Source organism: Azonexus sp. (assembly GCF_036170495.1).
Taxonomy (GTDB): domain Bacteria; phylum Pseudomonadota; class Gammaproteobacteria; order Burkholderiales; family Rhodocyclaceae; genus Azonexus.
On the sequence record NZ_JAVHPH010000268.1, the window covers coordinates 1,522 to 10,783 of the forward strand.

The following is a 9,262-nucleotide window of genomic DNA, read 5'->3' on the forward strand; positions in this document are numbered from 1 at the left end:
GCGCCTTCGCCGGCGCCCCGATTTCCTTCGTCACCATCAGCCTGCTCGCCCTGGCTTTCATGGGCTTTTCTGGTCTCAATGTTTAAGAAATGTTGATTGATTCCCCACCGTTCGGGCTGAGCCTGTCGAAGCCCCTGAGTTTGCGAGAACTGCCCTTCGACAGGCCTGTCCTGAGCATTGTCGACGGGCTCAGGGCGAACGGAGTTGTTCTGCGTTTCCCTAAGGGAGAAAACATCAAATGATCGCCGCCATCCTCAGCCTGACCGTCCTCGGTGCCGCACTCGGCATCATCCTCGGTGTCGCCAACAAGTTCCTGCAGGTCGAGGGCAACCCGCTGGTCGATGAACTGATCGCCATGATGCCCGGTTCCAACTGCGGCCAGTGCGGCTTCCCCGGCTGCTCCGGCGCCGCGACGGCGATTGCCGACGGCAGCGCGGCGCCGACCTGCTGCCCGCCGGGCGGCAAATCGCTGGCTGCTGCCATCGCCGCCAAGCTCGGCCTCTCGGTCGATCTCTCGGCGATGGCCGACGACGGGCCGAAGATCGCGATGGTCGCCGAGGAACTGTGCATCGGCTGTTGCCGCTGCAGCAAGGTCTGCCCGACCGACGCCATCATCGGCGCCGCCAAGCAGGTGCATAACGTCTTCCGCGAAGCCTGCACCGGCTGCTCCAGTTGCATCGAGAAATGCCCGACCGAAGCGCTGGTCATGAAGCCGGTGCCGGTCACCCTGCAACATTGGGTGATGCCAAAACCCCTCGCCGCGTGAGACAAGACATGGGTTTCATGAACCTCTTCAAGCATTTCCGGGGCAACGATTGGGGGGTGCATCCGGACGACCACAAGCGCCCGGCCGCCGACCAGGCGGTGCGCGTCATGCCGGTCCCGGCCCGGCTCTACCTGCCGCTGCAGCAGCACCTCGGTGGCCCGGCCCGGCCGGTCGTGCTGGTCGGCCAGCAGGTCAAGAAGGGCGAGCTGATCGCCGAGGCGCAGGGCATGGTCTCGGCGCCGATTCATGCCCCGACCTCAGGCACCATCGCCGCCGTCACCGAAATCACTGCGCCGCACCCCTCCGGCCTGACGCTGCCGGCGATCATCCTCGAAGCCGACGGTGCCGACGAGTGGTGCGAGCTGCACGGCTGCGCCGATCCCTTCGCGCTCGACCCGGCCGAAATCGGCCAGCGGGTCGCCGCGGCCGGCGTCGTCGGCCTGGGCGGCGCCGCCTTCCCGTCGGCCGTCAAGCTGATCGGCGCCTCGCGCGCCAAGGTGACGACGCTGGTCATCAACGGCGGCGAGTGCGAGCCTTACCTGTCCTGCGACGACCGGCTGATGCGCGACGCCGCCGCTGGCATCGTCGATGGCATCCGGATCATGCTCCACGCCACCGGGGCGCAGGTCGCGCTGGTCGGCATCGAGGACAACAAGCCGGAAGCCATCGCCGCCATGCAGGCGGCCGCCGCTGAATTCGAAGCGGTGCACATTCGCCCGGTCCCGGCGCGCTACCCGATGGGCTCGGAGAAGCAGCTGATCCAGGTGCTGACCGGCATCGAGGTGCCGGCCGACGGCCGCCCGGCCGACATCGGCGTCGTCGTCCATAACGTCGGCACGGCGCTCGCCGTGCGTGCCGCCGTGCGCGACGGCCGGCCGCTGATTTCCCGTCTCGTCACGGTCAACGGCCATTGCGCGGCAAATCCGGGCAACATCGAAGTGCGCGTCGGCACGCTGGCCGAAGAAGTTATCGCCTTCGCCGGGGGCCTCAAGGGCGACGGTCTGGGCCTCGCCCGCCGGGTCATGGGCGGGCCGATGATGGGCATGCAGATTCCGCACTGGCGCGTGCCGGTGGTCAAGGGCAGCAGCGGCATCCTCGCCTTCGATGCGGCCGAGGTCGCCGAGCAGGAACCGAACCCGTGCATCCGCTGCGGTTCCTGCGTCAAGGCCTGCCCGATGGGCCTGCTGCCGCTGGAAATGAGTTCGCGCATTCGCAACGAGGCCTACGGCGAGGCGATCGATCTCGGGCTGAAGGACTGCGTCGCCTGCGGCTGCTGCGCCTACGTCTGTCCGTCGAAGATTCCGCTGGTCCAGTACTTTGTCCATGCCAAGGGCGAGCTGGCGGCGCAGGACCGGGCCAAGCTGCGCGGCGAGGCGACCAAGAAACTGGCTCAGCAGCGGCAGGAACGGCTGGAGCGGGAGGCGCGGGAGAAGGCAGAGGCCAATGCCAGGCGCAAGGCCGAGCGGGAGGCGGCTGCGGCGGCGAAGGCGGCAGCAGCGCAAACTGAGTCGGTGAGCTAGGGAGCCGGCGATGGGGTTCATGAACCTGTTCAAAACCTTCCTTGGCAATCACTGGGGCATCCATCCAGCCGATCACAAGCGACCGGCCTCCGAACAGCCGGTGCGCCGACTGCCGCTGCCGCCACGCCTGCACCTGATGCTGTCGCAGCATGTCGGCGCCCCGGCGCGGCCGGTCGTTCTGGTCGGTCAGAAAGTCTTGAAAGGCGAGTTGATCGCCGCTGCCCAAGGCAACATTTCAGCCCCACTGCACGCGCCGACTTCCGGGAGGATTACGGCCATCAGCGAAATTACCGCACCTCACGCTTCCGGGCTCCCGGCCATGGCCATCACGCTCGATCCGGACGGCGAGGAGTGCTGGGTCGATGTGGAACGGCCGACCAACCCTTACGCACTGGCGCCGGACGAGATCGCCGCACGGGTCGCGGCGGCCGGGGTCGTCGGCTTGGGGGGGGCAACTTTCCCTTCGTCGGTCAAGCTTAACCTCGGCCGCCGCTCGCACATCGACACGCTGATCATCAACGGCAGCGAATGTGAGCCTTACCTTTCGTGCGACGACCGGCTGATGCGTGACCGTGCGGTACAGATCGTTTCCGGTATCCGCCTGATGCTCATTTCCACGGGGGCTCGGGTGGCCAAGGTCGGCATCGAGGACAACAAGCCGGAAGCCATCGCCGCGATGCGCGAAGCCGCGGAGGGCTACGGCGAAGTCGTCGTCGTGGTTGTCCCGGCGCGCTATCCCATGGGTTCGGACCGCCAGCTGATCGTCGAGCTGACCGGCCGCGAGGTGCCCTCCGATGCGCGGGCGGCCGACGTCGGGGTGATCGTCCATAACGTCGGTACGGCCTATGCAGTGCATGAAGCCATCTGCCTTGGCCGGCCGCTGATCAGCCGGCTGATCACACTCAACGGCAATGGGGTGACGATGCCCGGCAACTACGAAGTGCCGCTCGGTACCCTGGTCAGCGACCTGATCGCCTTCACCGGCGGCGTCCAGGGCGAGGTGGCCAAGCTGGTCATGGGCGGGCCGATGATGGGTAGCATTCTGCCGCAGACCCGGGTTCCGGTCGTCAAGGGCACCAGCGGCGTGCTGCTGCTCGATGCCCGCGAAGCGGCCGCATTCGAGCCGGAGGCCTGCATCCGCTGCGGTTCCTGCATCAAGGCTTGCCCAATGGGCCTGCTGCCGCTGGAAATGAGCGCCCATATCCGCAACGATGATCTCGACGGGGCCGTCGATCTCGGGCTGGCTGACTGCATCGCCTGTGGCTGCTGCGCCTACGTCTGCCCGTCACATATTCCGCTGGTTCAGTATTTCTATCACGCCAAGGGCGACCTATCGGCCCGCCAGCGCAACCAGTTGCGCTCCGAGTCGACCCGGAAGCTGGCCAATGCACGGCAGGAGCGCCTTGACAGGGAAAGTCGCGAGAAAGCCGAGGCAGCGGCAAGGCGCAAGGCCGAACGCGCCGCCCAACAAGCGGCGGCCATGGAAGCATCAAGCAAATCAGGAGAACTCGCATGAACACCGGCGCTCTTACCGCCCAGCCCATCGCCTCGCCGCACGCCCACGGCGGCAACTCGGTCACCCGCACGATGCTCCGCGTCCAGATGGCGCTGGTCCCGGCCACCCTCTACGGCTTCTGGCTGTTCGGCTGGCCGGCCTTCTTCCTGTGGCTGCTGACCATCCTCTCCTGCCTCGGTTTCGAAGCCCTGGCGCTGAAGATGATGGGCGTTACCCGCATCAAGGCCACCCTGTTCGACGGCTCGGCCTTGCTCACCGGCTGGTTGCTGGCGATGACCTTGCCGCCCTGGGCACCGTGGTGGGTGGCGGTGGTTGGCGGTTTCATCGCCATCGTGATCGGCAAGCAGGTGTTCGGCGGGGTGGGGCAGAACGTCTTCAACCCGGCCATGGTCGCCCGCGTCGCGCTTCTCGTTTCCTTCCCGGTGCCGCTCACCCAGTGGGTCTATCCGCTGCCGCTGACTTCGCTGGCGGCGCCCGACTTCATCGACGGCCTGCGTATTTTCCTGACCAGCCTGCCGCAGCCTGATGCCATGGCCAGCGCTTCACTGCTCGGTTACACCAAGACCGAGCTGTCGCGCGGCATCGACTTGCTGCATTCACTGGCCGGCGACCATGCACCAGTGCTGTCGTGGATCGGCGCCCGTTCCGGCAGTTTCGGCGAATCGGCCTCGCTGCTCATTCTGGGCGGTGGTCTTTATCTGATCGGTGTTGGCATCATCAGCTGGCATACGCCGGCTGCCGTGCTGGCCGGGCTGGCAATTCCTGCCGCCATCGGCCACAGCGTCGATCCGACGCATTACCTGAGCGTCTCGGCCCACCTGCTGTCGGGGGCGGCGATGCTTGGCGCCTTCTTCATCGCGACGGATTACGTGACGTCGCCGAATACCGTCAGCGGACAGATAGTCTTCGGCCTCGGCATCGGTCTCATGACCTGGGTTATCCGGACTTACGGCGGCTACCCGGAGGGGATGGCCTTTGCGGTGCTCTTGATGAACGCGCTGACACCGGTCATCGACCGCTTCATCAAGCCGCGTGTCCTCGGCCGCGACCGCAAGGGCAAGCCGCTCGATATTCCGGAAACGAAAGAGGCCTGAGATGAATTTTGAATCTTTCCGCGAAAAGATCGCCTACCAGCCCATCCTGCTTGGCGTCTTCGCCTTGCTCGCCAGCGGGGCCCTGGCCTGGGCGTCAAGCGCTACCAGCGATGCCATCGCCGCTGCCGAAGCCAAGGACTTGCGCGATTCACTGGCCGAAGTGCTGCCGCAGGGCATGGCCGATAACGATTTTCTGAAGGATACGGTCGACCTGAAAAAAGGCGAAAAAACGATAACCATCTACCGCGCCCGGCAGGGCGGGGTGGTCAAGGCGGCGCTGTTCAAGGTAGCCGAACGCGGCTATGCCGGCGACATCCAGGTGCTCATGGCGGTCGATGCCGACGGCAAGACGCTCGGCGTGCGTGTGCTGAAACACGCCGAAACCCCCGGCCTGGGCGACAAGATCGAGGTCAAGAAAGACAAATGGATCAGGGATTTTGACGGCAAGTCGCTGGGCGATCCGACCCCGGAAAAATGGGGCGTCAAGAAGGATAGCGGGGTCTTCGACCAGTTTGCCGGGGCGACCATCACGCCGCGTGCCGTGGTCAAGGCGGTCAAGGGCGGGCTGGAATTCTTCGCCGCCCACAAAGCGGAAATCTCGGGCTAGGAGCGGATGATGAGCGATTCTTATGGCAAGTTGATGAAGGATGGCCTGTGGGAAAACAATGTCGTTTTCGCCCAGCTGCTGGCCATGTGTCCGACCATGGCGGTCACCACCAGCGGCACCAACGGTCTCGGCATGGGGCTGGCAACGACGGCGGTGCTGGTCGTTTCCAATATTCTCGTGTCGATGATTCGCCACACGGTCAGTTCGCAGGTCCGGATTCCGGTTTTCGTCGTGCTCATTGCGACGCTGGTTACCGTCGTCGATATGGCGATGAATGCCTGGATGCACGATCTCTACAAGGTGCTCGGCCTGTTCATCGCGCTGATCGTGGTCAATTGCGCCATTCTCGGCCGGGCCGAGGCCTTTGCCGTCAAGAACGGCGTTGCTGCCTCGGCGGTCGACGGGCTGGCCATGGGCCTGGGTTTTACCGGCGCCCTGACCTTTATCGGCCTGATCCGCGAATTCCTCGGCTCGGGCACGCTATTCGCGCAGGCGTCCAACCTGCTTGGGCCATCCTTCGCCTTTCTTGAAATGAAACTGCCCGGTTACGGCGGTGCGCTGCTCATGATTCTGCCGCCGGGCGGCTTCGCCATTCTCGGCTTTTTGCTGGCCGGCAAACGGGTGATGGAACAGCGCATGGACGAACGCGCGGCGCAAAAAGCTGAACTGGCTACGGCCTGAGGAGAAAAACAATGCAGATCGGTGTTGCCTATTCCGAACCGGGCCAGCAAATCTGGCTGAATATTGAAGTTCCCGACGAATCGACCGTAGCCGAGGGTATCGAGCGGTCGGGCATACTCAAGCAGTTCCCGCATATCGACCTGACGGCGCAGAAAGTCGGCGTCTTCGGGCGCCTGGTCAAACTCGATGCCGCCCTCAAACCGGGCGATCGGGTCGAAATCTACCGGGGCATCATTGCCGACCCGGAAACCGTGCCGCGCAAGGACATGGCCGACGATTGAGCCCTACGGGATAATCCGAATTTGAAAACCGGACTCAGGCAGTCGACAATGGCGTCGTTTGCCGGTCAGGACGCATCCTGAAAGACGTTTCTTCGGGCTGCTTAGCAGCAAAAATAACCAGAATTTCAACATCCACGAGAACAGCCATGCTTCGTTTATTGCCCGCACTTCTGTTGCTACCCGCTTCCGCTTTTGCGGCCGACGCCTTGCCGAGCGTTGGCGGTATCCCCATCGATTTCATCCTCTTCGGCCTGACCCTGCTCGGCGTCGCGCTGTTCCACCATGTCACCCTATATGTCGCGCTGACCGGGCTGTTCACGATCAGCCTGTACAAGATCATTTTCACCGGTTTCAAGACCGGTGTCGGCGTTGCCGGGTTCGTGGGGCTGCTTGGTCATGAGTGGGTGACGGTGGCCAACCTGTTCTGCCTGCTTACCGGCTTTGCGCTGCTTGCCCGCCATTTCGAAAAGAGCCACGTGCCGGTGATCCTGCCGAAGTATCTGCCGGACGACTGGAAGGGCGGCTTCGTCATGCTGGTCATGGTTTTCGTCATTTCCAGCTTTCTCGACAACATCGCCGCCGCCCTGATCGGCGGGGCCATGGCCCACCAACTGTTCAAGGGCAAGGTGCATATCGGCTTTCTCGCCGCCATCGTCGCCGCCTCCAATGCCGGCGGTTCAGGTTCGGTGGTTGGCGATACAACGACAACCATGATGTGGATCGACGGCATCAGCCCGGGACAGGTGTTCGATGCCTATGTCGCGGCCGGCGTCGCGCTGCTCATCATCGGCTACTTTGGCGCCAAGCAGCAGCACGCCTATTCACCAATCATCAAGAACGCGCACAGCAACGCCAAAATTGATTGGGGACGCATCTTCATCGTCGCCACCATGCTGGTTTTTGCCGTCGCCACCAATATCACCATCAACGTCAAGTTCCCGGCGCTGGCCGAGCACTTCCCGTTCATCGGTGTCGCCGTCTGGCTGGCCATCATCCTGACCATCCCGGTGCGCCGCCATGACTGGGAATTGCTGCCGGAAACCATCAAGGGCTCGATCTTCCTGCTCTCGCTCGTGCTCTGTGCCTCGATGATGCCGGTTGAAGAATTGCCGCCGGCTTCTTGGCAGTCGGCCTTCGCACTGGGCTTCGTCTCCGCTGTCTTCGACAACATCCCGCTCACCGCGCTGGCCCTGCGTCAGGGCGGTTTCGACTGGGGCTTCCTGGCCTACGCCGTCGGCTTCGGTGGTTCGATGCTGTGGTTTGGCTCGTCGGCCGGTGTCGCGTTGTCCAACATGTATCCGCAGGCCAAGTCGGCTGGCCAGTGGCTCAAGCACGGCTGGCACGTCGTCGTTGCCTATGTGGCCGGCTTCATGGTCATGCTGGCGGTGCTCGGCTGGCATCCCGATGCCGGCCACAAGAAAGCGGTCGAGCCGGTCGCCATCGAAGCGCCAGCGGCGGTTCCGGCCCCGGCGCAGTAATCTCGCGGTCATCCGGGTTTGCTACGGTCAACCGGGAAAAATGGCCAAAAATGAAAAAGGCGGCTCTGGTCGCCTTTTTTCATGTGTCGGTTTTGCGACAAAAACTGACGAAATTCGTGCACCATTCCAGTGCCAAAAAAACAATACTAACTACATGATAAAAAACGAAAAAGAGGCAATATAATGCGTCTCCCGAATCGATAGAACAGGTATCAATTTATGACGCAAGACATTTCCGGAAACGCCCTGGCCAACATTGGCGAAACGCACGGTTACTGCTTTGATGGCGATTCCGTCCAGATCAATGCCGAACTGACCTTCTCCGATACCGCGCTGAGTGCCGCATCGCAATGGGCGCTGCAATTGTGGAGCAGCGTGTCAGGCTTTCCGGATCAGCAACTGGCGGGCGTCAAGGTTGCAGAGTTGGCCGTCTATCCGGCCGCCGGTTATCAGAGCCTGACCGCCACGGTTGCCGCCATGCCACCGGCTGGTAGCGACGAGCTGGACATGGCGCTGGCGCTGGTTTGCTGGGGTGACAACGGCTTGCCGATGGTCGTCGATCTGGCCGTCTATCCGGTCGCCGAGAGCTTCGTCCAGCCCAAGCTGTCGGGCAATGTGACCTGCGCACTGGCCGACGGCATGGCTACGCTGACCGTCGATGCCATCGAAAACCCGCGCGCCGAAGACAATCTGAGCGGCACCCTGGCCCTCGAAGTGTGGGCGCTCGATGAACCCTATGCCGGCGGAAGCTGGCAGGGTATCCCGGTCGCCAGCATGATCCTCGGCGTGCTGGGTGGTGGCAATGCGCTGACCGACTGCAATTTTGTCGTTCCGGCCGCTGCCCCTGAAGGTCCGGGCGTGCTGACCCTGATGCTGCGCGAATGGGGCCCGACCGGTTACGTGACCCGCGACTACTGCAATCTGGCCCTTGATACCCCGGCCAAGAAGGCAAAGCCCAAGGCCGCTGCAAAGAAGTCTGCCGCCAAGGAAGAAACGCCGAAGGAAAAGGCACCGAAGGAAAAAACCACTAAGGTAAAGGCCAAAGCCGAGCCAAAGCCGGTTGCCAAGGAAAGCAAGGCACCCGCCAAGGCTCCGGCTACCAAGGTTGTTTCCGTCAATGCCGCCAGCGAGGCTGAACTGCTCGCCATCAAGGGCCTGACCGCAACCGTGGCCAAGGCGATCGTCACCGGCCGTCCTTATGCATCGTTCGATGCACTCGGCAAGGTCAAGGGCGTTGGTCCCAAGCTGCTGGCCACGCTGCGCGACAAGATGATCCTGTAATCTGAAACGAGCGGCTTGCCCCCGCCGCGATCGGCCGG

General features: G+C 63.4%; 9 protein-coding genes. All 9 read left to right on the forward strand.

The genetic code is table 11. The features are described from left to right. Positions 1 to 238 precede the first annotated feature (238 nt). The 9 genes from ADADOO_RS09750 (at position 239) to ADADOO_RS09790 (ending at position 9,224) form a co-directional block, all read left to right on the forward strand. Entirely contained in the window at positions 239 to 766 is a 528-nt protein-coding gene (locus ADADOO_RS09750; protein ID WP_511277103.1) for an RnfABCDGE type electron transport complex subunit B, read from the forward strand. 8 nt (positions 767 to 774) lie between these two features. Then, complete coding sequence (gene rsxC / locus ADADOO_RS09755) at positions 775 to 2,286, forward strand: electron transport complex subunit RsxC (protein WP_511277105.1); 1,512 nt, start codon at positions 775 to 777, stop codon at positions 2,284 to 2,286. A 19-nt stretch (positions 2,287 to 2,305) separates the two neighbouring features. After that, positions 2,306 to 3,802 carry an electron transport complex subunit RsxC gene (gene rsxC / locus ADADOO_RS09760; RefSeq protein ID WP_511277106.1) on the forward strand — a complete coding sequence of 499 codons (1,497 nt, stop codon included), beginning with the start codon at positions 2,306 to 2,308 and terminating at the stop codon, positions 3,800 to 3,802. Beyond that, positions 3,799 to 4,896, forward strand: coding sequence for an RnfABCDGE type electron transport complex subunit D (locus ADADOO_RS09765; protein WP_511277108.1), 1,098 nt, complete (start codon positions 3,799 to 3,801; stop codon positions 4,894 to 4,896). Before rsxC (ADADOO_RS09760) ends, ADADOO_RS09765 begins: the two co-directional genes overlap by 4 nt. 1 nt (position 4,897) lies before the next feature. Further along, complete coding sequence (rsxG, locus tag ADADOO_RS09770) at positions 4,898 to 5,503, forward strand: electron transport complex subunit RsxG (RefSeq protein ID WP_511277109.1); 606 nt, start codon at positions 4,898 to 4,900, stop codon at positions 5,501 to 5,503. A gap of 9 nt (positions 5,504 to 5,512) precedes the next feature. Further along, the gene (locus ADADOO_RS09775) at positions 5,513 to 6,184 is read left to right on the forward strand and encodes an electron transport complex subunit E (protein ID WP_511277111.1); all 672 of its coding nucleotides are present in this window, start codon (positions 5,513 to 5,515) and stop codon (positions 6,182 to 6,184) included. An 11-nt stretch (positions 6,185 to 6,195) separates the two neighbouring features. After that, positions 6,196 to 6,465 carry an RnfH family protein gene (locus ADADOO_RS09780; protein ID WP_226498334.1) on the forward strand — a complete coding sequence of 90 codons (270 nt, stop codon included), beginning with the start codon at positions 6,196 to 6,198 and terminating at the stop codon, positions 6,463 to 6,465. A gap of 146 nt (positions 6,466 to 6,611) precedes the next feature. Beyond that, positions 6,612 to 7,943, forward strand: coding sequence for a citrate transporter (locus ADADOO_RS09785; protein WP_511277113.1), 1,332 nt, complete (start codon positions 6,612 to 6,614; stop codon positions 7,941 to 7,943). Positions 7,944 to 8,162: 219 nt separating this feature from the next. After that, positions 8,163 to 9,224, forward strand: a complete 1,062-nt coding sequence (locus ADADOO_RS09790) for a ComEA family DNA-binding protein (RefSeq protein ID WP_511277114.1) — start codon at positions 8,163 to 8,165, stop codon at positions 9,222 to 9,224. Positions 9,225 to 9,262: the final 38 nt, after the last annotated feature.

What these genes read in the sequence shown, in the direction of transcription:
- ADADOO_RS09750 (WP_511277103.1), top strand. Translation starts at nt 239, where the DNA reads ATGATCGCCGCCATCCTCAGCCTGACCGTCCTCGGTGCCGCACTCGGC.
- rsxC (WP_511277105.1), top strand. Translation starts at nt 775, where the DNA reads ATGGGTTTCATGAACCTCTTCAAGCATTTCCGGGGCAACGATTGGGGG.
- rsxC (WP_511277106.1), top strand. Translation starts at nt 2,306, where the DNA reads ATGAACCTGTTCAAAACCTTCCTTGGCAATCACTGGGGCATCCATCCA.
- ADADOO_RS09765 (WP_511277108.1), top strand. Translation starts at nt 3,799, where the DNA reads ATGAACACCGGCGCTCTTACCGCCCAGCCCATCGCCTCGCCGCACGCC.
- rsxG (WP_511277109.1), top strand. Translation starts at nt 4,898, where the DNA reads ATGAATTTTGAATCTTTCCGCGAAAAGATCGCCTACCAGCCCATCCTG.
- ADADOO_RS09775 (WP_511277111.1), top strand. Translation starts at nt 5,513, where the DNA reads ATGAGCGATTCTTATGGCAAGTTGATGAAGGATGGCCTGTGGGAAAAC.
- ADADOO_RS09780 (WP_226498334.1), top strand. Translation starts at nt 6,196, where the DNA reads ATGCAGATCGGTGTTGCCTATTCCGAACCGGGCCAGCAAATCTGGCTG.
- ADADOO_RS09785 (WP_511277113.1), top strand. Translation starts at nt 6,612, where the DNA reads ATGCTTCGTTTATTGCCCGCACTTCTGTTGCTACCCGCTTCCGCTTTT.
- ADADOO_RS09790 (WP_511277114.1), top strand. Translation starts at nt 8,163, where the DNA reads ATGACGCAAGACATTTCCGGAAACGCCCTGGCCAACATTGGCGAAACG.